The sequence below is a fragment of the Paraburkholderia sp. J69-1 genome (assembly GCF_905220255.1).
Classification (GTDB): domain Bacteria; phylum Pseudomonadota; class Gammaproteobacteria; order Burkholderiales; family Burkholderiaceae; genus Paraburkholderia.
Window position 1 is genome coordinate 1 of record NZ_CAJMZG010000040.1, and the last position, 23,927, is coordinate 23,927.

At 61.1% G+C, this 23,927-nt stretch carries 19 protein-coding genes and 1 pseudogene; 11 read left to right on the forward strand and 9 right to left on the reverse strand.

Going from position 1 to position 23,927, the window contains the following annotated elements:
* The coding region (locus U5A67_RS39040; RefSeq protein ID WP_321818572.1) for a helix-turn-helix domain-containing protein at positions 1-214 on the reverse strand (214 nt) is incomplete at its 3' end.
* Positions 215-670: 456 nt separating this feature from the next.
* Here U5A67_RS39040 and U5A67_RS39045 point away from each other — a divergent pair.
* Positions 671-1,384, forward strand: coding sequence for a hypothetical protein (locus U5A67_RS39045; RefSeq protein WP_321818573.1), 714 nt, complete (start codon positions 671-673; stop codon positions 1,382-1,384).
* A 654-nt stretch (positions 1,385-2,038) separates the two neighbouring features.
* Here U5A67_RS39045 and U5A67_RS39050 read toward each other — a convergent pair.
* Positions 2,039-3,106: a tyrosine-type recombinase/integrase gene (locus U5A67_RS39050; RefSeq protein ID WP_321818574.1), complete on the reverse strand. Its 1,068-nt coding sequence runs from the start codon at positions 3,104-3,106 to the stop codon at positions 2,039-2,041.
* 368 nt (positions 3,107-3,474) lie between these two features.
* Between U5A67_RS39050 and U5A67_RS39055 the strand changes: the two genes are divergently transcribed.
* The gene (locus U5A67_RS39055; protein WP_321959817.1) at positions 3,475-4,374 is read left to right on the forward strand and encodes a hypothetical protein; all 900 of its coding nucleotides are present in this window, start codon (positions 3,475-3,477) and stop codon (positions 4,372-4,374) included.
* A 377-nt stretch (positions 4,375-4,751) separates the two neighbouring features.
* Here U5A67_RS39055 and U5A67_RS39060 read toward each other — a convergent pair whose 3' ends face one another.
* Positions 4,752-5,189 (reverse strand): SET domain-containing protein, encoded by a 438-nt coding sequence (locus U5A67_RS39060; protein ID WP_321818576.1) that lies wholly within the window; start codon positions 5,187-5,189, stop codon positions 4,752-4,754.
* A gap of 277 nt (positions 5,190-5,466) precedes the next feature.
* Between U5A67_RS39060 and U5A67_RS39065 the strand changes: the two genes are divergently transcribed.
* Both U5A67_RS39065 and U5A67_RS39070 read left to right on the forward strand, forming a co-directional pair.
* Positions 5,467-5,814 (forward strand): hypothetical protein, encoded by a 348-nt coding sequence (locus U5A67_RS39065; RefSeq protein ID WP_321818577.1) that lies wholly within the window; start codon positions 5,467-5,469, stop codon positions 5,812-5,814.
* 585 nt (positions 5,815-6,399) lie between these two features.
* Positions 6,400-6,780, forward strand: a complete 381-nt coding sequence (locus tag U5A67_RS39070) for a hypothetical protein (protein WP_321818578.1) — start codon at positions 6,400-6,402, stop codon at positions 6,778-6,780.
* A 224-nt stretch (positions 6,781-7,004) separates the two neighbouring features.
* Here the strand turns inward: U5A67_RS39070 and U5A67_RS39075 are convergent, their stop codons facing one another.
* The gene (locus U5A67_RS39075; protein ID WP_321818579.1) at positions 7,005-7,829 is read right to left on the reverse strand and encodes a helix-turn-helix transcriptional regulator; all 825 of its coding nucleotides are present in this window, start codon (positions 7,827-7,829) and stop codon (positions 7,005-7,007) included.
* A gap of 252 nt (positions 7,830-8,081) precedes the next feature.
* On the opposite strand from U5A67_RS39075, the gene U5A67_RS39080 reads away from it, so the two are divergent.
* The 5 genes from U5A67_RS39080 (at position 8,082) to U5A67_RS39100 (ending at position 15,862) form a co-directional block, all read left to right on the forward strand.
* Entirely contained in the window at positions 8,082-10,253 is a 2,172-nt protein-coding gene (locus U5A67_RS39080) for a TonB-dependent siderophore receptor (protein ID WP_321818580.1), read from the forward strand.
* A 19-nt stretch (positions 10,254-10,272) separates the two neighbouring features.
* A complete protein-coding gene (locus U5A67_RS39085) occupies positions 10,273-11,220 on the forward strand; it encodes an ABC transporter substrate-binding protein (protein ID WP_321818581.1) in 948 nt (315 codons plus the stop codon).
* A gap of 8 nt (positions 11,221-11,228) precedes the next feature.
* Entirely contained in the window at positions 11,229-13,247 is a 2,019-nt protein-coding gene (fhuB, locus tag U5A67_RS39090; RefSeq protein ID WP_321818582.1) for a Fe(3+)-hydroxamate ABC transporter permease FhuB, read from the forward strand.
* Between the two features lie 21 nt (positions 13,248-13,268).
* Positions 13,269-14,969 (forward strand): cyclic peptide export ABC transporter, encoded by a 1,701-nt coding sequence (locus U5A67_RS39095; protein WP_321818583.1) that lies wholly within the window; start codon positions 13,269-13,271, stop codon positions 14,967-14,969.
* Positions 14,970-15,043: 74 nt separating this feature from the next.
* Positions 15,044-15,862: an ATP-binding cassette domain-containing protein gene (locus U5A67_RS39100; RefSeq protein WP_321818584.1), complete on the forward strand. Its 819-nt coding sequence runs from the start codon at positions 15,044-15,046 to the stop codon at positions 15,860-15,862.
* A 101-nt stretch (positions 15,863-15,963) separates the two neighbouring features.
* Here the strand turns inward: U5A67_RS39100 and U5A67_RS39105 are convergent.
* A pseudogene (locus U5A67_RS39105) lies at positions 15,964-16,110 on the reverse strand (transposase); the annotation flags it as partial.
* Between the two features lie 7 nt (positions 16,111-16,117).
* On the reverse strand, positions 16,118-16,555 hold the full coding sequence (locus U5A67_RS39110) for a hypothetical protein (RefSeq protein WP_321818585.1): 438 nt from the start codon (positions 16,553-16,555) through the stop codon (positions 16,118-16,120).
* A gap of 33 nt (positions 16,556-16,588) precedes the next feature.
* On the opposite strand from U5A67_RS39110, the gene U5A67_RS39115 reads away from it, so the two are divergent.
* Complete coding sequence (locus tag U5A67_RS39115) at positions 16,589-16,888, forward strand: antibiotic biosynthesis monooxygenase family protein (protein WP_321818586.1); 300 nt, start codon at positions 16,589-16,591, stop codon at positions 16,886-16,888.
* Positions 16,889-16,996: 108 nt separating this feature from the next.
* On the opposite strand, the gene U5A67_RS39120 is transcribed toward U5A67_RS39115, so the two are convergent.
* The 3 genes from U5A67_RS39120 to imuA are packed head-to-tail and all read right to left on the reverse strand — an operon-like array spanning position 16,997 to position 22,259.
* Positions 16,997-20,128 carry an error-prone DNA polymerase gene (locus tag U5A67_RS39120; RefSeq protein ID WP_415768322.1) on the reverse strand — a complete coding sequence of 1,044 codons (3,132 nt, stop codon included), beginning with the start codon at positions 20,126-20,128 and terminating at the stop codon, positions 16,997-16,999.
* A 30-nt stretch (positions 20,129-20,158) separates the two neighbouring features.
* A complete protein-coding gene (locus U5A67_RS39125; protein ID WP_321818588.1) occupies positions 20,159-21,622 on the reverse strand; it encodes a DNA polymerase Y family protein in 1,464 nt (487 codons plus the stop codon).
* Positions 21,546-22,259 carry a translesion DNA synthesis-associated protein ImuA gene (gene imuA / locus U5A67_RS39130; RefSeq protein ID WP_321818589.1) on the reverse strand — a complete coding sequence of 238 codons (714 nt, stop codon included), beginning with the start codon at positions 22,257-22,259 and terminating at the stop codon, positions 21,546-21,548. Before imuA ends, U5A67_RS39125 begins: the two co-directional genes overlap by 77 nt.
* 384 nt (positions 22,260-22,643) lie before the next feature.
* On the opposite strand from imuA, the gene U5A67_RS39140 reads away from it, so the two are divergent.
* Positions 22,644-23,603 (forward strand): SOS response-associated peptidase family protein, encoded by a 960-nt coding sequence (locus U5A67_RS39140; RefSeq protein ID WP_321818590.1) that lies wholly within the window; start codon positions 22,644-22,646, stop codon positions 23,601-23,603.
* The last annotated feature ends 324 nt before the right edge of the window (positions 23,604-23,927 follow it).

Here is a 23,927-nt window from a genome sequence, read left to right on the forward strand (position 1 = left end):
TCAGCCACGGCGTATCCGTGCTATTGCGCCATTCGGTCAGGCGCTTCGCCATCCCGACGTAGCCGACGAACTTCTGACCGGCTGCATGGTTTTCCTTCTGGAACGCCAGTGCCTTGTTATAGACGAACCGGCACGCGCCCGCGAACTGGCGCATCGTGCGCGCTTGTTCGCCGGTCGGCACGAGTTCGAATTTAAAGGCTTGAAGCCGTTCCATGGATTCAACGTATCACGGGACACCGGTTGTCAAGGACGCCTTCGGCGTCCGCGCTTTCCTTCCTCCCCATGAATGGGGAGGTTTGACGCGCATCCCGATCAAATACTGGGCGAACCCACTGACTTGCTGCAGCTATGCGCACTGGGTATTAGTCGCCAGGTTGCGCACGCACATATCGTCGATCATGCGCGCGGATGTGGTGGTGTCATGACTGACTCATCTCGAAAGACAGGGCAAAAACTGCACAGCCATGGTCGTATTTGAAAGAACACAGTCCTGCGCAGCGTGCCGGAGACGGCGCCGTTGGCTAATTGCTCGCTACCGCACCAGCGGTTTACTTCAACTGCGGTTATCAGGAGCGTTGATTCATTCTGGCGTCTTGATTGTGTCCCGGCTAGACTCGTTCAAGCCCCTGATCATTCGCGATCTCCAGTCAACCCCTTAGGGAACAAACGCATGGACCTGCCGACCATCTTAGGCCTTCTCGTCATCGCCGCCCTTGTCGCAATGGCTATCTGGTGGGTCTTCCGCCCTAGGGATAACAGAGAGGTGAAGCAGCCCGAGGCGCACGCCTCATCGGCCAGCAAAGCAAACCGGCATTCCACTGGCAAGCCACCTTTTACAGCCGAGGTTGTTGAAAACGCAGGCGGAACATCGACGGCAGCCCCGTCTCCAAAACTAAACCCCAAGCCGTCGCCCGTCACGCCCGAAGCCACCCGCAAGGCCTCACGTTCGGCTCCGCTCGTCGTGCCTGCTAGTGTGGCAGTCAACGAAGCGGACGCGGCTGAAACGGAGGTAGCCGACGAGACAGACGAGATGGCCGAAGCGGTGAGGCTGGCCATCGCAGCATCTGACGCAGCCGAACTCGATGCCAAGCAGGCAGATTACGACGCTCAGGCAACTGAAAAATATGCAGCGCAGCTTGAAGCGGAAGTGCCGACGGACCCGAGCAAGCAGGCATTGGCCAAGGAAGCCCGCAACGCCGCGATCGCAGCAAGGAAGGGCGCTGATAATTGTCAAACTGCGGCCAACAAGGCAAAAGAGCATGCCCAAAAAGCCCAGTTGGCAACGACGGTCAAAGATGCGAAGGATGCACAATCTGCGGCGGGAGCCAGTGCCGTGGAGGCACAAACTGCGCGCGAGCGTACAACCCGCGTTCGCCTCCGCTAAGGGAAACTAAAGTGGAAGCGACGGTACGACGCTTTATCTGTCCGGCCGAAGAGCACAGCGTTTGTCGACCTGAAAGAGACCTATAGCGACGCTGGCGACACTGAACAGGTTGAACGGATGCAGGTCGTCAACGGCGCTCCTACCGGCCGGTGGTGCCCCGCTCGTCCTCGCCGTCGGCGGCAGTCGGACTTGTGCCCAACCCGCAGTCAAAAGTCAAGGACGACGATGAGTCTCCACAGCAGGACGACACGGCTAGGCATGCCGCACAAGAGGCGCTCCGGCAGATACAGGCGTGGGCCGCTAAGCTGACGCACAACCACCAGCCTGAGAATGCTGCGGAGGACGATGCTGGAAGCAGAGTCGGACAACGTAAGCATAACTGCTGTAGCCCAGGCTGGCAGCACAGCCGATCCCGGGTCGTCCGATCTTTAAACGCATGTGCGGCGCTACAGTGCCCCGCCCGCGCCCTCCGTTAGTCAGCTCCAGCCAGCTCCGGCTGTTAGCGCCCGACAACTGGTCTGGTCCCGCGAATTTTCATCGATGCTGAATCGGACACGGTAGCAGAGTGTCGTGCTTTCCTAGAGCGCCGGGCGCTCCATCGCGCCGCTTCAGCAACGTCCCGCTGGCCAGTCGTGGCGGGACGTTGCCGCGGCATCAAACAGGAACGTAGCCGGAGCGCGTTGGCGTCATGCGCACCAGCCGTTTGATGATGGTGGTGTTCTCGACACCCAGGAGAGCTGCAACCTCTTCGATCGTTGCGCCCGCAAGCAGCTGGCGCCGCGCATAGGTGGTGCGCAGCACACGGGGCCCCATGTCGTCACCGTGGAAGCCAATGGCCTTGAGGGCAGCGCGGACCGTTTGCCAGACACTCACATTCGAGAGCGCCGGGCCTCCGCGCCCAGGGAAGACAATGTCCTTCTCAGCGGCCTTTGGCGCTCCCTCCCCCCTTGCACGTTCGTCAACCCATTGGCGCACTATTTCGACGCAGAACGGTGCGAGCACCGCGCGATAGCCCCCAATCTCTTCATCAGGATCCGGTATGCAGTCGAACGACGGCACGACGTCATCGAACACGAACTGGCTGATGCGAGCACGACCGGCTTGCCCACCCGTAATCCCGCTGCCGATGAGCAGTAGCAGGAGCGCGCGGTCGCGTCGATGTGCCCATGTTGATGCGTCCATCTCGTGCAGCAGGTACTCTTGCAGGCGCTCATCGACTTCCGTCGGCATACACACCGTCCTCGGTCCACCGCGTCGACCGACGCGTTGGCGCGTCGCGTCAAACACCGGATTGGACTTGCGATAGCCGCGGGCGACGAGGTGCTTCATTACGTCGTCGATCAGGTCGGCGTGGCGTTTGATCGTAGAGCGCTGGGCTGGATGGGCTTTCGCTTTGCGCTCCTCGGACGCGACGCCCGGCTCGCCAGGGTCGCGGCCCTTCAGGTCCGCAAGGAAGTCGCGTACGCCGGCCGGCCCGACCGAGAGCACAGTCGTCCTGCGCTCGACGAGATATCGGGCGAATGCGTTGAACATCGAGCGGTATTGCTTGATGCTCTGATCGGAGTACGCGCTTTTGCCATCGCTTGTTGCGATATTCAGTACCCATGCCTCAAATGCCTGCGCGGGCAGGCGAAGCCAATCGTCGCGCGAGGGCGCGAGATCGACCATGCCGGGTTCGTCACCCGAGTCGAGTTCCTCAAATAACTGCCCCTGCTGAGCCATTTTTGCGGTCCGATTGCCCGTCATAGGCCGCAGGGTAATGGAAAACGATCGCGTTTACAAGGACTGAGGTGACGGGGAACTTGGCCTTCCAATTTGGAGACTGGTGTTTGGCCCGTTGGGCCGAGGTAAGAGCAGAATTTGAAGGCTTCAAGGGGCGGAGTCGTACGGACGTCAGGTGAAATTTGATGCAACGTCTAGTGCCCTGAGATGAGATGCCGATCAAACGGCCGGAATCGAATATAGCAGGGTCGATTTCGGCGCAACAAACCGTAACCGACGGCCACACCGCTCGTTATGCTTTGTTCGTCTGCGCCGCTCGTTCAATTTCGCGTAGACTCGATGCACAACGTTTCACTTGAGGTTTCAGTTTGAGTATCAAAGCAGATACGCGCCGCCGGGTTCTACGTCGCTATAGCCACGTGGTCAAAGAGCTCCGCCTTGGTCGCCTTGCACGGGAACAAGCACGTTCGCTCGCCCACTTGTCGCCGTCGAATCTTGAAGCGGCTGTTCGCAGTGGTCACGCTATCGTCTTGAGCTTCACCGACCACGAGTGCGGCTACCTGGGTTTGTACGTCCCGCCCCGCGACAAGATCATCGTATGCGCGGTCACATTGGACCCCACCGCTTTCGAAGACAATCAGCCTGTCATCGCCGAGTTGCTCGAGATCGACGAGTTCGAACACAAAGGCGGTGCAATTGATATCGAGGTGCAACGACGCATCGTCGGCCAACAGATGGATCCCGTTGGTATGCGAGCGTGGGAAGCGAACCATCTCGACGCGAACTACTCGTGGCCAAGGCCGCGCGTGCTCATCTATTTTGAGGAACGCGGCAAAATGCACACGCGTTACGCTCGCAGGCCACCTGTATGCCGGGAATGGATCGAGACATACGGCCTTGAAAACATGCTAGGGCATCCAGGCGTCTGGGACTGGTTTGGGAAGGTTCTCGTTGACGCGCACATTGACCCAGAGTCGATAGTCAGTCTTCGCGTAGCTGACGCAAGGAAGGTGCGGCTTGACGTCAACGCGCAAAGCCAGCCCTGTCCTGACTGCAAATACACCCACTTCCTGTCGGATCGTGACGTCGAAAAAGAAGAAGAAGAAGAAGAAGAAGAAGAAGAAGAAGAAGAACTCGCAAATCATGACGCCGATCCCGAGAGCGGCGCAGGCCGACTTTTCGGCTGGCTCTCGGGCATGCTGAAGGGGCGCCAGGAAATGGTGAGGGAATCCAGGTGTCAAGGTGATAGTTTGCAGGAACAGGACTGACGCTTCCTCATTCCCGTGACAACCTTTGCACGCCACCGTAGCGAGTCCAGCACGGAGCATTTCAAGGCACAATCTGTAGGCCGCAGAATGCTATGCGCGCTACAAAACAGCGGCGCGCGTTTTATCCAACGGATTGACCTCCACGACTGCCCGGAGCGGACCCTAAACAACGGCGACGGCGCGCTTACTGTCCCATCGGTGCCGGTGAACGAGATCGGCCGAGGGTCAATGGAGCGCAGCGTCATTAACGCGAAGATAAGCGCCGCCCGCGATTTGCTGGGTTATTGACCACATCCAGTCAACGGCCGGTTTTATGCCCTTCAGATCGCGTGCGCGGTTCCGCATCGTGCCACCCGAGTCGTGCGAGTTTAGCGTATTCACACACCGGCGATCATCGTGCCGCGGCATCCTCGAGCACCGCATCGGCACGCGTATTCGATGCGGGCCATTTCATAGTCCAGCACGTCCGTCTCAAGGCCGTAGTCGAGAAATAGCTCCTCACCGCGCTCCACGTCGCGAGCGGCTTCTATAAACACACGACCGTCCATCTCGAACGCCCGGCAATTCGGCTCGCAGGCGTGGTTCAACCAGCGCGCGCTATTACCGCCCTGCGCGCCATCGATCACCCTGCCATCCGCCAGACCAAAAAAGAACGTATGGCCGGACTCGCCAGACGCGCGGTGTGCCGAAATCGCCTGACGCCAGCCCATCCGCTTTCCTTTGTACTCGACTAGAAGCTCTCCCTCGCGCAGAGAACGCAACGCGAACACCCCACGTCCGTGCACCGGCGAACTTCTTACCGCAAATCGCTTCATGTTCACTCCTGTGGCACGTGGCGCTCAAACGGTGTGCACGGATCACCATAGCCAACTGACGCCCAGGTCGCAACCGCAAATTGTGCCGCTTGCATTAGCCCCGGGCCAGCTTACTCTGGATCTCTGTTTGGCGATGTACTATCGGAACTGCTTGAGCGCAGCGCTAGAACGCAGGCATTCAAGAGTCGCCAGAGAACAGGTCAGATATCTCAATAACCGCATGTTGCGCCCTTCCGCCATCCTAGCAAGTGGGGCACGCATATCATGGAGCAATCCTATGACCACACCGAACACCCAAGCGGGCGTCCCCCTGCGACTTGAGCACGACAAGGTGGAGGGGCCTGGCGGCTGGTTCCGGCGCATCTATCTGGTTCCGGAAGAATTAATGGGCCAGAAAGACGGCGATTTTGGCCTCCTGGAGATCCATGAAGAGGGCAACGTCCAAGCTGAGGAAATGTACTTCTTCCTGGAAATTGCGCGTTTCGCTGTCGCACACGCGAACGTGTCCGAAGTAGGCGCGGCGCTTAGTGTTGCGTTAGCGGCACTGCCTGAGGACAATCCGCACTTGCAGCGGCTACGCGCGGGATTCGTCGATGAAATCGGACAACTCAACGCGCAGCATTGAAAGCCAGCGCTTTTGCGCTTACCACCCAAGCCGAGCGCCTCGCACGGGCTGTAGTCTCGGTTCTTGATTTTGAGCCACACGCGCGACCGCCCGCACGTGTGGGGTGAATCGAGACGCTTTGCAACTATGCCTTCCAGCCCGAGTTCGCGAGCTCTCTCGAAGACTCATGCGCCGACGCCTCCTACGCTGTTTACATGAAGCAGCGTTTGGGTCGCTGGATGAAGGTGACAGTGGCGTTCGCAGGGAGCGCGCTCGCTCAGTCGACTGTCAGACTTTACGGTATCGCCGACCGAATGACTCGCCCTTCGGCGACAAAGCCAACGCCAGCACAACGACAATCAGGTGCTGGCGACCGCGGGAACTCGCCATCGTTTCTGAGAATGCCCCATACCCTCCAATAAGAAACACAGTGAAATATATAGAAAGTATTTAATGTTAATTGAATTAACGTGAAGGACATCCTAAAGAATTGAATTCAATGGCCGTTATGATGTAGACAAATGTTTGTGACGTCGAATTCCAAAGCTTTGAAGACCGAAAGAGATAAAGCTTGATGACGACGCGAAATATGTAGGGATATTCAATATGCAGGTTACAACGTCCACTTCCGGAGCTGCCGCTGCCACGCCCGCGACGCCGAATGCGACCGTCAGCGCAGCAACGGTCAAGAAGGACAAAGAAACGGGCACCACACCGGAGTCCAGTACGAAGGTTACGTTGTCGGACGAGGGTTTGCAGAAAAGCGCACAAGCCTCGGCTGACGATGCTTCCAGCAGCGGTGGCGTAACAGATTCAACGAGCGCAGCCGATTCTCCGTCTTCGCTCAAATCGGTGACCTATGGCGTGCTCGGTTTGCCCGATCCTTCGAAGCCGAAGCCAAACAACACAGCTTTCGGGATTGGCAAAGCCATCGCGGCGGTCGGCACGGTTGTCAGCATCATAACGCTCGCGCTCAAGTTTCTGTGATCGCTAGATTTCCCACGCGTAAACCCAGTTCGGTTGCCTCGGTTGGCAGTCAGCGAGAAATAAGCCGCAATACGCGTTCGATATCGCCGGTCTCATTGGCGCATCGCTAGTATTCGGCGAGTGTGACACCCTCCAACCGTTGCGAGGGCCAACCTCGCCGTGTCCGACAAACGATATAAAGGGTCTGTACACGCATCCTCGCGAGGGCTCCTTGCTCGTGTCGCTCATTGCACCTGCTGCATACCATCCGCTTCCAGAGCGCCGCCGCGACTGCGCAGGAAACGCTGCGGCGTCTCACCCATCGCACGTCGGAACATCGTGATGAAGGCGCTAGAGTTGCGGTACCCCAGATCGGCAGCGATGGTCGAGACAGGCATGCCCTTGGCGAGTCGCGCGATCGATTCCACCAGCCGCAACCGTTGACGCCACTGCCCGAACGTGAGGCCAGTTTCTTCCTTGAAAGCGCGCTCCAATGTGCTTTCGCTCGCGCCCACACGGGTGCCCCAGTCGTTGAGCGGCGTGTTGTCTGCGGGCACGTCCATCAATTGGCCGCAGATCTGCTGAAGCCGGCGGTCTTTCGGCAGCGGCAGCAGTCCTTCGAACGCCAGTTGCGCCTCGCGCATCTCCTGAAGTAGCAGCGGATCGATCAATTTCGAGCGACGCTCGGGATGCCCGTTCTGCTGATCCAGCGCGAGGGCGGCCACCAGTTCGTTAAGCAGCGTTGAAATCATCAAGACATGGCAGTTCGGCTCATCGCGCGGCGCGATATCGCCCTCGAAATAGACCGTGTACATCACCGCCGGGCTGACCGCCTGCAACTCGTGCGCGACGAGCGGCGAGATCCACAGACCACGGTACGGACCGAGCGTCCATGCGCCGTCCGGCGTGATGACACGCAGCACGCCGCGCGTCGTGTAGACGAACTGCGGCTGTGTGTGCGAGTGCCAGCTTTCAATGTCGCCAGCGCCGAAATCGTATCGTTTTGCGATGACTGGACGCTTGAGGTAGCGCCGCTCACTTCCAGTAAAGCGTTGCCAGAACTCGGTCATTTTGTAAGTTTTTCACGAAAATATCGCAAAACCGCTAAATTTCGACGGTTTGGCGTAGCTAATTGACAGGACGTCGGCAAAACCTGGCACGTATTCTATCGTCCGCATGCCGCACCATGCATACAAATCATAATGATTCGTATTTAATGTTGCGGCGAATCTCAAATCTTGAATAAGGCAGGCGGGATGAATCGGGGATGGGGCGAGAAGTCAGTGGGCAGTGTAAATAACCAGCTCGGAAGCACGCAGCGCATGAAAGTGCGCACGATCACGGCGATCGTGGCGCTAGCGATTGCAAAGATCGCCAGCGCGCAAACGGCGGCGTCACCCGTGGCGGCATCAGACGCAGCGACGCAAACCGCGCAGTCAGGCCAGCAACTGCCCGCGGTGACTGTTCAGGGCGCGCGGGACAAGGAAACGGGCACGGGCCCGGTGGTGGGTTACGTGGCGAAGCGCAGCGAAGCCGGCACCAAGTCCGACACGCCGATCATCAAGGTGCCGCAGGCGATCTCGGTCGTCACACGTGACCAGATGGACGTGCAGAATGCGCAGAGCGTCGCACAGGCGCTGCGTTATACCTCTGGCATCAACCCCGAGCAGCGCGGCACCAATACTGATTCGCTCGAATACCTCTATGCGCGCGGCTTCCTCGTCGACGAATACTGGAACGGTTTGCGCACGCCCGGCCCGAACGGCGGCTTTGGCTACAACGTCACGAGCTTCGATCCGTATATGTTCGAGCGCATCGAACTGCTGCACGGCCCGGCCTCGGTGCTGTACGGGCAAGGCTCGCCGGGTGGCACGGTCAATCTCGTAAGCAAGATGCCCACCGATACGCCCTACCACGAGGTGGGTTTCCAGACGGGCAGCTATGGCCGCCTGCAAGGATTCTTCGACCTGAGCGGCCCGGTCGACAAGAACGGCACCGTGCTCTACCGCCTGACCGCCGACGGCTTCAATACCGGCACGCAAACCGGCTATGTGAACCAGCAGCGTTTCTCGATCGCGCCGACTTTGCAGTTCCGCCCGTCGAAAGACACGACGTTCACGATCTTCGCGAACTATCAGACAGACCCGGAAGCAGGCATCTACAACTCGGTGCCCTACACGTGGACGAGCCGCAGCGAATATCCGGGCGAGCCGACATGGGACAGCTTCCGCAAGACGCAGGAGTCGATCGGCTATCAACTGGAGCACCGCTTCAACGACGTGTGGTCGTTCAAACAGAGCTATCGCTTCCTGCGTAACACGCAGACGATCCAGTACGTGGGCAACGACGGTTTCAACACGGGCACCGACACGCTCGCGCGAACCGCCTATCTGAACTACGGCAGCCTGAATTCGCATACCGTCGATAATCAACTGAACGCGAAGTTCACTACGGGACCGATGAAGCACAACGTCACGGTCGGTGTCGATTATCAGAACATGCAGTTCGATCACTATTTCTACGGCAATCTGTCGTCGACGCCGGGGCTCGAAGAAAGCAACCCGATCTACGGCCAGACGATCCCGTACCCGAACTTCATGTTCTCGACATCGAATGCGACGTCGATCAAACAGCTCGGCGCGTACGTGCAGGACCAGATCGACATCGGCAAGTGGTCGTTCCTGCTCGGCGCACGCGAGGACTGGACCGACGAGGATCAAACCTCATACAAGACCGGCGTAACCACCACGCAATTCAACCGTGCATTCACGTGGCGCGCGGGTGGCGTGTATCAGTTCGACAGCGGTATCGCGCCGTATGCCAGCTATTCGCGTTCGTTCCAGCCACAGGTCGGCAGTTCGTATAGCGGCGCCGCGTTCGCGCCGATGACGTCCGAGCAATATGAAGTGGGCGTGAAGTTGCAGCCGAAGGGTTACAACAGCTTCGTCACGGTGTCGGCCTTCCATCTCACCGAGAACAATGTCGCGACCTCCGATCCGCTGCACAGCGGCTTCAGCGTACTGACGGGTCAGGTGCGCTCGCAGGGATTCGAGGTGGAAGGCCACGCGAGTCTGACCAACAATCTGCAACTGATCGCGAGCTATACCTATACGAACCTGCTCAACACGAAGAGCAATTCGTCGAATCTCGGCAAGGTACCGGTGGGCATTCCGCGTAACACCGCTTCGCTGTGGGCCGACTACACGGTCTCGGCCGGTCCGCTCGCGGGTGTGCTGTTCGGCGGCGGGGTGAGATATATCGGCGGCTCGTACGGCGATACGACGAACACGTTCATGACGTCGTCGGCGACGCTTGTCGATCTCTCGCTGCGCTATGACCTCGGCCGACGCTTCACGAGCATGCAAGGCTGGACCACCTGGCTGAACGTGTCGAACCTGCTCGACCGTAAGTACTTCGCCTCGTGTACGAGCGCGAACTACTGCTACTGGGGACAAGGTCGCCTGTTGATGGCAGGAGCGAAATACCAGTGGTAGTTCTTTCGGGTGTAATGCAATGAATCGCCGTGCCACGCTTGCCGCGCTGTTGGGCGGCGCTTTTCTGTCCTTCGGCGCGCGCGCGCGGGCGGCCGCGCCGCGCCGCGTGATCGTGCTCGACTGGGGCCTCGCGGAACTCACGCTCGCGCTCGGCGTGTTGCCCGTCGGTATGGCGAACACGCCCGGCTTCCGGCGCAATTTCACCGCGTGTACGGTGCCGGCTCCCGTGGTCGATCTCGGCCTGATGTTCCAGCCCAATATGGAACTGATGCTCTCGCTCAAGCCCGATCTGATCGTCATCACGCCCGCGCATGCCTCAATGCGCGGCGCGCTCGAACGTATCGCGCCCACCGTCACCTTGGGCATGTTCCGCGCAAGTCCCACGCCTTATACGGCCGCCTGCGAAGAGACGATGCGCCTCGCGCGACTCTTCAGGCGCGAGAGCCAAGGCGAGACCGCCGTGATGCAGTCGCGGCGCGCAATCGCTGCGGCCCGCGCAAAACTCGACGCGCTGCCTGCGGCGTCGCGAGCGCGCGCCGCACCCGTCTACCTGACACGCTTTATCGACGAATCGCATCTGCGTGTGTTCGGCACGTACAGCCTGTTCGGCGAGCTACTCGAGCGACTCGGCTTGCGCAATGCGTGGGGCGGTGCCCATGGTACTGCGGCCTCGGCGATGACCAGCTTCGATACACTCAACGCCGATCCGCGCGCAACGCTCGTGTATGTCAAGCCATTGCCGAGCATGACAGCGACGATGATGCAAACGAGCCGCGTCTGGCGGGCCATGCCCTTCGCGAGCGCGGGCCACATGACCGGCATGGCTGAGGTGCCGCCCGAAGGCGGCATCCTGAGCGCGGCGTATTTCGCGCATGCGCTCGTCGATGCTCTCACCGCACTCCCGGCGACATCGCCCGCCGCGCGCTCTGTGGCCTTGTCTGCGCAGCGTATCGCGGCGGTGCCATGAAGAACGTCATGAGTCCACCCTTCGTGCCAATGCTGCGCACGCCGCTCGTGCCTGTCTGCGGGCTGTTCGTGCTCGCCGCGCTGCTGTTTGCGCTGCGCCTTGATGCGCGGCTCGCGCCCGCCTTTTGGTGGCAGGCGCTCGTCGCGCCCTCCTCCTCCGACGTGACCCAGTTGCTGGTGCACTACAGCGACTTTCCACGTGTGACCGTCACTCTGCTGTGCGGGGCCGCGCTCGGGCTCGCGGGCGTCGCGACCCAGCAGGTGCTGCGCAATCCACTCGCGGAACCGCTGACACTCGGCATCTTCTCGGGTGCATGGCTAGCGCTGGCGCTCGCCACTGTCTATGCGCCATTCCTGCTCGCCGGTGGCCGCGACGCCGTCGCGCTTGCGGGCGCTGCGGCGGCATTGGCCGCCGTGTTCGCGCTGGCGGCACGACGCGGGATGTCGCCGCTCGCGCTGATCCTCGCGGGCATGATCGTCAACCTGTGCGGCGGCGCCTTCTGCCTCGCGCTGGCGATCTCGCGCTACGACCTGCTCAGTGGTCTGCTGGTCTGGGGTGGTGGATCGTTCGCGCAGCACGACTGGCATGTCGCGCTCGCGCTCACGGCGCGCCTCCTACCGTGCGCACTGCTATTGCTGCCGTGTCTGCGGCCGATGACGGTGTTCGATCTCGGCGATGCGGTGGCGTCGAGTCTCGGTGTATCGCTGCGCGTCACGCGCGGCATCACGCTCCTGCTCACATTGCTGATTGCGGCCGTCGTGGTGAGCGCAGTGGGCGTGATCGGCTTCATCGGGCTCGCGGCACCCGCCGTCGCGCGGCTTTCGGGCGCGCGACGCCTGCGCGAACGTATGATCTGGTCGCCGCTGATCGGCGCGGCGCTACTGTGGTTTGCCGATCAGGTCGCGCAGTTGTGCGCGACACGCTTCGGCATGGCTATTCCGACTGGCGCGATCACGACGCTGATCGGCGCACCGCTTCTGCTGCTGATGCTGCGCCGTCTGCGAGGCCGCCCCGATCTTGCGCACTCGTCTGCCCGGGCTCGCGCGCCGATCTCGCGGCGCGACTTGTGTCTTGTCGCGCTCGCGAGTGCGCTGATACTGGCAATGGTAATGGTGCTTTCTCTCACGCTCGGACGCGGTCTTGAGGGCTGGCATCTGAGCGACGCACGCGAGACCTTCGCGCTGCTGTTCCTGCGCGCGCCGCACGTGTTGGCAGCGGCGGGCGTAGGTGTGCTGCTCGCGCTCTCGGGCGGCATGATGCAGCGTATGACCGGCAATCCCATGGCGAGCCCCGACTTGCTCGGTATCCCAGCGGGCGGCGCGCTAGGTTTGACAGGTGCGCTCTTTCTCACCTCGGCCCCGGGGCTGCCGACCTTTCTCGTCTGGTGCACGGCCGGTTCGATGCTCACGCTGTGCGCGCTGGTGATGATCGCGCGCGCTTCGTCGTTCTCACCCGATACGCTGATCCTCGCGGGCATGACGCTGAGCGCGGCGTTCCAGGCGGTCTCCGTCATAGCAATGTCGAGCGGCGACCCGCGTGTCGTCATCCTCTACAGTCTGCTGGCTGGCTCGACCTACAACGTCGGCCCGTGGATGGCCGCGCTTGTCGCCGGCTGCGCACTGCTCGCGCTCGCGACCGTTCCGCTATGTCGCCGCTGGCTGGAGATTCTACCGCTCGGCGACGCGGTCTCTATGGGCCTCGGCGCACGTATCGCCCGGGCGCGCTTCTGCCTCCTGATGTTGAGTGCGTGGTTGAGCGCCGTCGCGACGCTCGTAATCGGGCCGCTATCGTTCATCGGTCTGATGGCGCCACACATGGCGCGCATGCTAGGTATCCGCCGCGCGATGCCCTTGCTGTACATCTCCGCCGCCTTCGGCGCGACCCTGATGGTCAGCTCCGACTGGCTGGGCCGCTGGGTGCTTTTCCCGCAGGAAATGCCGGCTGGCGTGATGGCCACGCTGCTCGGCGGACTCTATCTGATCCTCACGATGTTCCGAAGGTCGGCGCAAGACCGGCCCGGTTCATGACGCACTGTCCCTCGGAAACTCATGTCTTTGCTCTTGAAACTCGCGCACAACTCACGCTGGACCTTGTTCGTCGCGCTTATCACCAGCCTCGTTAGCGGCTTTGGCAACGCGGGGCTGGTCGCACTCATCAACCAGGCGCTGTCGGCCTCTACCGCACAGCTCGCGCGCCTCGGCTGGCAGTTCGTCGCGCTTGGCGTGATCGTGCTCGCCACGCGTACGCTCTCGCAGACGCTTTTCATGGACCTCGGTCAGCGCGCCAAGGCGAGCCTGCGCATGCAGACGATCCGCCGCATCGGCGACGCCTCGTTTCGCCACCTGGAGCAGCAGGGCGCGGCGCGCTCGCTCGCCGTGCTCACCCAGGACCTGGACGCCATCGTGATGCTGTTCGTGCGCATGCCCTCCCTTGCGATGCAAAGCTCTGTCATCATCGGCTGTCTCGCATATCTGAGCGTGCTGTCGTGGCAGATCCTGTTGGTGGCGATCCTCACGATCGGTATCGGTTCGGCAGGCTTCCGCGTGGCCAACAGCCGTGCGCTCTTTCACCTGCGCGCGTCGCGCCGGCGCGAAGACGATCTGGTGCGCCACTTTCGCGCACTCTTCGACGGCGCCAAGGAACTGAAGCTGCATCGCTCGCGCCGGGCTGCCTTCATCGACGACACGCTTTCCAGCAACGTCGAAGCCGTACGCGTGCAGCGCACGCGCGGATACGTGCTCTACGCGGCCGCGGCGAGCTGGGGCAGCTTCATCCTGTTCGCGTTCATCGGCATCACGCTGTTCGTGGTCGCGCGGCTCTTTCCGGTGAACACGCACGTGATGTCGGGTTACGCCATGGTGTTCCTATACATGATCATGCCGATCGAGTCGCTGCTTTCTGCGATTCCGAGTGTCAGCACCGCACGCGTTGCACTGGAGCGCATCGAACAGGTAAACGCCGAATTGCCGCCCGAGCTTACATATGACGCAAACGGTCCCGATAAGCGGGTGAACGATACGTTCGACAGCATCGTGCTCGATGGCGTCACGCATCGTTACTTCCGCGAGAAGGAGAACGACGTGTTCACACTCGGGCCAATCAACCTCGCGTTCAAGCCCGGCGAACTTGTCTATCTGATTGGCGGCAACGGCAGCGGCAAGACCACGCTCGCGAAGATGATCGCGGGTCTCTATCCGCCCGAAAGCGGCCGCGTTCTGCTCAATGGTGAGAGCGTGGGCGAGGCCGAGCGTGACGCTTATCGCCAGCTATTTTCCGCGGTGTTCAGCGACTTCTTCCTGTTCGACAACCTGCAAGGCATGCGGCTAGATGGACTCGACCAGACAGCGGAGGAACTGCTCGTGCATCTGCAACTCGATCACAAGGTCAGCATTGAGGATGGTGTCTTTTCCACGCTAAAACTTTCGCAGGGGCAAAGGAAGCGGCTCGCGTTGCTGGTCGCGTATCTGGAGGACCGCCCGTTCTACCTGTTCGACGAATGGGCCGCAGATCAGGACCCGCTATTCAAGGACGTGTTCTATCGCAAGCTGCTGCCTGAATTGAAGGCGAAGGGGAAGACCGTGCTGGTTATCACGCATGACGATCGCTATTTCCATCTCGCGGACCGCTATATCAAGCTCGAACACGGTCAGATCCTGACGACCGGCGCGGGTATGGATCTCGGCGCGCGATCCGTCGATGAAAGCGTTGCGAGCAGTACGGCACACGCGTCATTTTCCGCACAGAAATAAGGTCTTGCGATCGTGCTGATGAACCTGTTTTGCTGTCGAGGTTTTTACCGATGAGTATTTCAACGACTTTGCCCATGAAACTCTCGCCCGACGAGGCGTCGCTGACGGCCGTTCCCGCGCAAGCGTTTTTCAAGCTCGATAACGTCTCGTTCGAAGCGGGAGGCCGCACGCTGCTTAACCCCTTATCGCTGACACTGACGAAGCAGCGTATGTATGGACTCATCGGTCACAACGGCTCCGGTAAATCGACGCTTTTGAAGCTGCTCGCGCGCCAGCAGCAGCCAAGTGGGGGCGCAATCGAGTTTGTCGGCGAGGCACTTGAGCAGTGGGAAAGCCGGGCGTTCGCACGCGAGGTCGCGTACCTTCCACAGCAACTACCCGCTGCGGACGGCATGACGGTGCGCGAACTGGTAGCGCTCGGACGCTATCCATGGCACGGCGCGCTAGGTCGCTTTTCGCGCGACGATGCGCAGAAAGTGCTCGAAGCGATGAAGCAGACCGACGTGCTGCGTTTTGCCGATCGCGCCGTCGACACCCTCTCGGGTGGCGAGCGCCAGCGCGCGTGGCTCGCAATGCTGATCGCGCAAGATAGCGATTGCCTGCTGCTCGACGAACCGATTTCGGCGCTCGACATCGCTCATCAGATCGAGGTGCTTGCGCTCGTGCGGCGCTTGAGCGAGGAGCGCGGTATCAGCGTGGTGGTGGTGCTGCACGACATCAACATGGCGGCCCGCTTCTGCGACGAACTCATCGCGCTCAAGGGAGGCAGCCTGTTGGCGCACGGTCCGTCCGACGAGTTGATGCGTCCCGAGACGCTCAGCGCGATATATGGCATCCCGATGGGTACCGTCACGCATCCGGACGGTGGATTGCCGATTTGCTTCGCGCATTGAGAGCTTGTTTACTAGGTTTGCTACAGAGGGACATCGAAGACCAACTGGGGGGCCGGTGCCTATGCGGACTGCCGGATCCAAAGAACGCTGAAGTACCCGCATTAACTTAAACCAACCGGCCTCCACGATTCGGTGCGGTTCATTTCAGGCAAACGCTCGTAGTCTCTGGTCAAGCGCCGGAAGCGATTAAGCCAGCCAAAGCTGCGCTCAACCACCCAGCGTCGGGGTAACAGCACAAAACCCTTTTCCCCACCGTCAACTTGACCACCTGAAGCTCGATGCCTTCGTCGCGCGCGGCCTCCGCTGCCTGCGCTCTTCAGGAGCCGTCATTCGGCCTCGCCCCCGAGGAGCGCGCGGTACTTTTTTGCAGCACCGGTAGCGCCGCAGCTTCGGCCAGCGCCTGCTCCTGCGCTTGAGCTCGCGCTGCAGTTGCACATTGGCCTGCTTCAGATCCCGCACGTCCTGGGCGCTCTCACGTCGGCTAGCGGCTGCGCCGCCAGCACAAAAATCCGCGCGCCACTGCACGAGATGATGCGCAAACAGGCCGCGCACCCGACACCAGCCGTTCAATGCTTCGTCCACCAGCCCGTGGCTCTCCTGCAAGGCCATCAGGCGTTCTTCCAGCGACCAGTCTTCCGGACGTCTTGCATGCCCATAACTCGAGCCCCGGTTCGCGGCGGCGGTGCCTCCCATCCAATTCCTTAATGTCAGCCAAGGGGACCTCAAGTGGTGTCGCTGTACGTTCGATTCACGCTGGTGCCGTCGGCCAAAGACCAGTTCATTCCGCACCTCGCGGAGTTGCTGACGAAGTTGTCGAAAGAACCGAACTTTGTTAGCGCTGTTCTTAGCGAAGACCCGTCCACTCCAGACGAACTGGTCCTCTTCGAAGTCTGGAACGGCTCACAAGATGAGTGGCTTCGAGAACAGCCTGAGAAGCCGTATCGTGCGGTCTACGACGACAGCACCAAAGGTCTTGTCGCCGGCAAAGAGGTTCGCTTTCTCACTCCCGTCGTCATTCAAAACTAGGTCACACCGCCCCCCAGTTGCGCCGCAAATCTTCCTTCGTCAATCGCGCGGCGGTAAAAAGTCGCTGAGTAGGGTCATACAAACATTGGTGTCGTAGCCAAAATTAGCTCAGCAGAAGTTGCGACTGACTGCCGTAAGCCCACCGAGTAGGTGCGACAAATCGACGAGCCGCTGCGCAACCAGGTGGCGGACCTCGCCTTCGCATTGCCACGTTCCGTACACCGCGAGGAGCGACGCACCCAACACCTCCTGCCGGAACCGCTCCTGAACCGATGTCCAAACGATGACGTTGACGTTGCCGGTCTCATCCTCGATGGTCAGAAACATCACGCCTTTCGCCGTTCCCGGCCGTTGCCGTACTGTGACCAACCCGCAGCCACGCGCGAGTCTGCCATTGCGATAGGCCATGAGCGTTTCCGCCGGCATCAGGCGCTGTTCGAGCAGGGCTGGCCGCAGGAGCGAAAGTGGATGCCGGCCGAGCGTGAGACTCATCGAGTTGTAGTCTGCGACGAGGTCTTCGCCTTCCGATGGCGCGCCGAGCGCAGGTGTTTCGTCATCGACCCGTGCATCGGCAAGGATGTCGCGGTCGGGCACGGCAGCGACTGACGCCCAAAGTGCCTCGCGTCGATTGCCCGCGAGCAACGACAGCGAGTTCCCTGACGCAAGAACCTGAAGGTCCTTCCGGTCGAGCTGAGCACGTCTCGCGAGGTCGCTAACGTTGACAAACTGCCTTACGGCTCGCGCGGCTTCGATGCGCTCCGCTGCGCCGTCCTTCATCCCCTTCAACAGCGATAGACCAAGGCGTACTGCCGGCCGGGATGCCGAATTGTGACGCTCGAGAACCGAATCCCAGCTGCTGATGGTGACGTCGGCTGGGAGCACCTTCACGCCATGTCGCTGCGCATCCTGAATCAGTTGCGACGCAGAGTAGAACCCAAGCGGCATGCTGTTCAGCATCGCGGCAAGAAACGCTTCCGGTTCGTGGCACTTCAGCCAGCTGCTCGCATACACCAGCAGCGCAAAGCTCGCCGCGTGACTCTCCGGGAATCCGTACTCGCCGAAGCCATGAATCTGCTGGAAGATGGATTCGGCGAAGTCCTTGGTGTAACCGCGCTCTGTCATTCCGTTCACGATGCGGTCGTAGTATTTGTCAAGGCCGCCCTTACGTTTCCATGCAGCCATCGCGCGGCGTAACTGGTCCGCTTCTCCTGGTGTAAAGCCGGCAGCCAGGATGGCGACCTGCATGACCTGCTCCTGGAAAATGGGCACGCCAAGCGTTCGCCCGAGAGCGACCTCCAATGCGTCGCTCGGATACGTCACCGGCTCCAGCCCTTGGCGCCGGCGTAGATACGGATGCACCGCGCCGCCCTGAATCGGGCCCGGCCTCACGATGGCCACCTCGATAACGAGGTCGTAGAACTCTCGCGGCTTCATCCGCGGCAGCATGCTCATCTGCGCGCGCGATTCAATCTGAAATACGCCCACGGTGTCCGCCCGTGAAATCATCTCGTACGTTGCCGCGTCCTCGGGAGGTATGTCCTGCATCTCGAAGCGCTCGCCGCGCTGCTCCGACACAATGTCGAGCGTGCGACGAATGGCCGACAGCATGCCGAGCGCGAGTACGTCGATTTTCAGCAGGCCGAGCGCTTCAAGGTCGTCCTTGTCCCACTGAATTGCGGAGCGGTCTGCCATAGCCGCATTCTCGACGGGAACCAGACGCGTGAGTTTGCCCCGGCTGATAACGAAGCCACCCGAGTGCTGCGACAGATGGCGTGGGAAATTGAGAATCTGGGCTGCCAGCTTCGCCCATAGACCGATGAGCGGATTCTTCGGGTCAAGCCCCGATTCCGCGAAGCGTTGGAGCAGGTCCGTCGAATGGTCGAACCACTGATGCGACTTCGCGACTTTGTCCACAATCTGCGGGTCGACGCCGAGCGCCTTGCCGCTTTCGCGCAGTGCGCCGCGGGGCCGGTATGTGGATACCGCTGCGGCGATGGCCGCACGGTCGCGGCCGTACTTCCGGTAGATGTACTGGATGACCTCCTCGCGACGCTGGTGCTCAAAGTCCACGTCGATGTCGGGTGGTTCACCACGTTCCTTGCTGATAAAGCGCTCGAACAACATGTTGCCGCGTGACGGGTCAACCTCTGTCACGCCGAGACAGTAGCAAACCGCACTGTTCGCCGCTGACCCGCGGCCCTGACACAGAATGTGCTGACTGCGCGCGAAGCGCACAATGTCGTAGACCGTGAGGAAATAGGCCTCGTATTCCAGTTCGCGGATGAGCTGTAGCTCGTGCTCAATCTGCTCCTGGACGTTGTGCGGAATGCCGTTGGGATAGCGCCGGTGCGCACCGACGTACGTCTCCTGCCGCAGATACGCTTCGTGCGTGAAACCATCTGGCACGAGCTCGTCGGGATATTCGTAGCGAAGCTCGTCGAGTGAGAAGTTACACCGTTCAAGAATGTTGAGCGTCTCGTATAGCGCGCGCGTCGGATACAGGTTCCCCAGCCGGAACCGAGAACGCAGATGGCCCTCAGCGTTTGGCGCGAGGTCATAACCGCATTCGGCGACGGTCTTGCGCAGCCGGATTGCCGTCATCGTGTCCTGCAGCGGCTTGCGCGAGCGGACATGCATGACGACGTTGCCCGTCGCCACGACCGGCACGCGATACTGGTCAGCTACATGCTCGACGATGCCCCGATGGATGTCGTCCATCGCGCGCTGGTGCAGCGTCAGCCCGACCCATGCACGACCCTCGAACACGTCGTTCATCCACTTGAGCTGGACGGCCAGTGCATCCTCGGTCGCCGGGAAATCGGGCACCAGGATGGCGAGGCAGTTCGGCATTCCCCGCAGATGCGTGCAGCCTTTCTCTGGCTTCGAGATGTCATGCGGCGTGAGCAGGTATTCGCCTTTCGCCGCACGCATGCGTCCCAGCGTAATGAACTCGGACAGGTTGCCGTAGCCCTCGCGATTCTGCGCCAGCAGGATGAGACCGAAGGCCGGCGACTGGTCCGCATTCACAAGCTGAAAATACGAGCCGATGACCAGCTGGAGCTTTTCCTTCTTCGCTTCGACATGGGCGCGTACGACGCCGGCGAGCGAACACTCGTCGGTTATTGCGAGGCCCGAATAACCGAGCTGGGATGCACGCAGCACGAGCTCTTCTCCGTGCGACGCGCCGCGGAGGAACGAGAAGTTGGTGAAGGCGAAAAGCTCCGCATAATCCGGAAGCATTGACGATGGAAAATCCACGAGCGCACCGTCTTATCCGAAGAGGCCGTGCAGATACCAGCGCACCGCTTCCGTCTTGACGACGGGCCGTTCGCGGTAAATCCAGTAGCAGCTCTTATCGGCGGCCTCCGCAACGTAGTAGTCGCGCGTCACCGCTTCGCTGTCGTGCCATCCTGCTTCGATGCGCTCCCCAGTCGACACGAGCCTGAGCGGCGAGCCGTAGAACGGTCGATGGTTCTTCATCATGAGCTTGATGGGTTCTTCGAGCAGCCAGGTCGGTCGCGGCAGGCCAAGGGGCGGTGCCTGCACCTTCGCATCGTTCTGGATGGGCACCCAGCGATTCGCCTTTTCCGGCCGGTGGTCGGAAGTCGGAGCCGCACGCTCGACATTCTCCGTGCCGAGCCGCGCAACCAGCAGCTCGATAAGACGATTGTGGTCTTCAGCTGAGCCACCTGGGTCGGGAAAGAGCGAATCGCTCGGTGGCTCGGCGGCCTGCACGCTGGACGCGGTCAGCCGGACCGCCAGGACGGCGGCCGGCAGTTCGGCACGACCAAGGCGCTCCTTCAGCAGACGAACGAGGTGCTCCTCGTGCCATGTCGGTTCCGCAAGCGCGATTTCGAGAGCGGTTGGGTCAATGGCTTCGCGGCCGCGCTCATGCTCCAGCAACACCGTGGCGTGCGTCAGCGCGAGCTGCTGCGCGCTCAACCAGCCGCACATCTGCACGATAAGCCGCTTCGACGAAAAGAGGATGGCGTCGGCATGTTCGACACGGTCGGGAAGCTCAGTGCGCGCGCTGAACGTGGGCGGCATTTCAAGCCACTGGTAAAGCTCGGGTGAGAGGCCATACGCGCGGTCGAGCGCGTCGAGCAACCCCACACCACAACGCTTCTTCAGGCCCGCGCGCGGCAGGCGACGGATGTCCGCGAGCACCCGGCAGCCCAAGCCCTGGAGCCAGTCAGCGAAGCCACGCAGCTCCGGCACGACCGTGAACGGCAGTGCGTTGAGGTTCCGCTCGAGCGAGGGCATCTTGAGTACGCGGCAGCCGCCGCGCTTTGCGAGCAGCCACGCACCTTGACCAGTCGGTGCGACGCTCATGCGAATCGTCACGCCGATGGACTTTACGACGTCGCGCATCAACGCGCAGACTCGGCGGATACCACCGAAGAGACGCAGGCTGGCCGTCACGTCCATCACGATGGTGTCCTCATCGCAGACCGCGACTTGAGGCGAGAATCGCAGCAGACCGAAGGCGACCTCGCGCTGCATGTCGCGTTCGCGCTCGATGCTCCGGTGGTACATCAGAGCGTCGGGCGACAGCGTCGTCACACCACCCCGCTTCATGCCCCTCAGCACACCGGCTTCCCGCGCTATCGAATCTGCTACCACCACCTTGTCGCGCTCCAGCACGACGCACCCGTGCTCAGTGCGAGGTGACCACCTCGGACGGAATACCTCCAGCGAAAGCCTGGGCAGGAAGATGGCGACGAACACGGCCATAGGGGCTGAGCAGAATCGGTGACGGTTGCAGGGTGATGGAGAGCGTTTCGGTTCTGGTTGGGCCCCGTCGCTTGACGACATCGACGACGAGGCCGCCGTCAGCCGGTTTGACGGCCAGCCGCAGCGTGGCGGGCGAAGAATCCTGCGCACTGGCAAGCGGCCGGATGAGCACAAGGAACGTTTCCGATGCCTGTGCCGCCAGGTGTAATCGCCTGAGAGCTTCGGTCCTGATGTGCTGCTGCCAGAGAATGAGCGCGCCGCAGCTCTTCGCCTGAAGCACCCGCTCCGCACACCAGAGTGCGTCTGCCGTTCTCGGTGCGCGCAGTCGCATCAGCCGTTCGACCGGCACGCCGAGATAGGCGAACGCCAGCGAATTGGGGACATGCGGCGGCTGCAGGAGCGCAATCGGTCGTGAGCTCAATTCCGAGAGCGCCGGCTTCAGCAGCCGCATCTCGCCAATCCCTGGTTGCTGAACCAGCAGTTCGACAAGTGCACCCAGTGGCCAGCCGCCGCCGGGCAGTTCGGCCGACAGGGCCGCGTAGCCGGTGTCGACCGTTCTGCCGTGGACACGCGCGAGCTGCGCCCCGCGCCACAGCGCTGGGTGAATCGACTCGACGTGTTGGAGCAAGGCGGCCATTGTTGAAAAAAGCTGTATGGATGTACAGTATCGTATATCAAAAACCTGCTTTGTGAAGTGCCCCTTTTTGGTCGCGACGGGAGACGTTGATAGACATGCCTGTGCGCAAGCACCCAATGGCAGAGATTGCGGCGTTCGTGACCGAATTGCGCCGCGCGTTCGGGGATGCGACCATTGACGAAGCAGTTGCCCGCGGCAAGGCGGGCGAGCCGACTTTTTTCGCTAGGGAGAACGGCCTGACGGTCGGCACGAAATCGGTCGACCCGTTTAGCAGTTGGCGAGTCGACGGCAGCGGGTGCGACGGGTCATGCATCGGGACCGACATACGGTGCAGTCAACGCAGGTGATTGAGCGGGCAACCGCATCGACCAACGGAGATGACGAATGTGCTACTCGGCTCAAATCTGGGCGGACTATCGCCGCTACGTACGGACCTTCGGTGCGCACATGGACATTGCCGAGTTTGCGCGCCTCTATTTCCTGCAGGCCGAAGGGAGCAGCGCGAGGACGCCGAAGGCGCTTGATGATGCGTTCCTTGACCCGCAGACCGACGGCGAGCGGGAGATATGCCAGCTCATCGAGAAGACGCGCGCCGGGCAGAAGACGAAACTCGAGCAGGACCTCTTTCAGCAGCGCACCCGCCTGACCGAAGCGGAGCGCAAGCTTGAATCGAAGGTGACGAAGGCAGCAACAGAAAGCCGGCGCATCGCCACCGACAAAATTGAGGCCGCACTACGCCGCATTGATGACATCAATCGGACCGAATCGAAGCCGCGCGACTCTCGCATCTTCCCGGGATACTTCGCGCCGGTGCTGGGGATGGAAAACGGTGAGTATGTGGTCAGGCCGATGCGATACCAGTGCCGCATTGCGGGCACGCCGGCCAGTTTCGATGTGAAATATCCTGGGACATACAATGCCCGCAAAAATTCATTGGAAGGCTTCTGGAAATCGTGCTTCGGCCACACGCACGGCGTGTTGCTCGTTGAGGTCTTCTACGAGAACGTGAAGAAGGCGAAGATGGAAGGCACGGTGCTCGAGACGCATGAGAAGGACGCGAACGTTGTCCTCGAGTTTCGCCCCAGCAACCGGCAACTGATGCACGTGGCTTGCCTGTGGTCGCGATGGACGAAACCGGGCGAGCCAGACCTTCTGTCGTTTGCTGCCATCACCGATGAACCGCCGCCGGAGGTCGAAGCGGCCGGCCATGACCGGTGCATCATCCCTATCAAGCCGGAAAACATCGAGGCATGGCTGAATCCGGAAGCAACAAGCTTGGACGCGATGTACGCCATCCTCGATGACAAGGACCGGCCTTATTACGAGCACAAGCTCGCGGCATGAGGCGCTGGAGCTTACGCGTTGTTGTGGAGGGTCTTTCCGATTTTGGGGGAGGTTGGCCAAAACTTCGATTCATGAGCTAACATCGAATTCGGTTTATGTACTACGGTGAGGTTCTCTTTTGGGCAGTGACTATGTGCAGTGAATTTCCAGCTTTTCGAAAAGTATGAATCTGCAATCCGGGACTACCGAGGCCCGCAAGGCGACCCGCAGTCTGCGTCCCTCCGCATGTTCCGAAGCGGCGAGTTGGTGTCGTATTACGCGCCGCTCGAATGGGTGAACTCTTCGGCGAAGCTCGTTCTCGTTGACGCGACTCCCTGAAAAGCG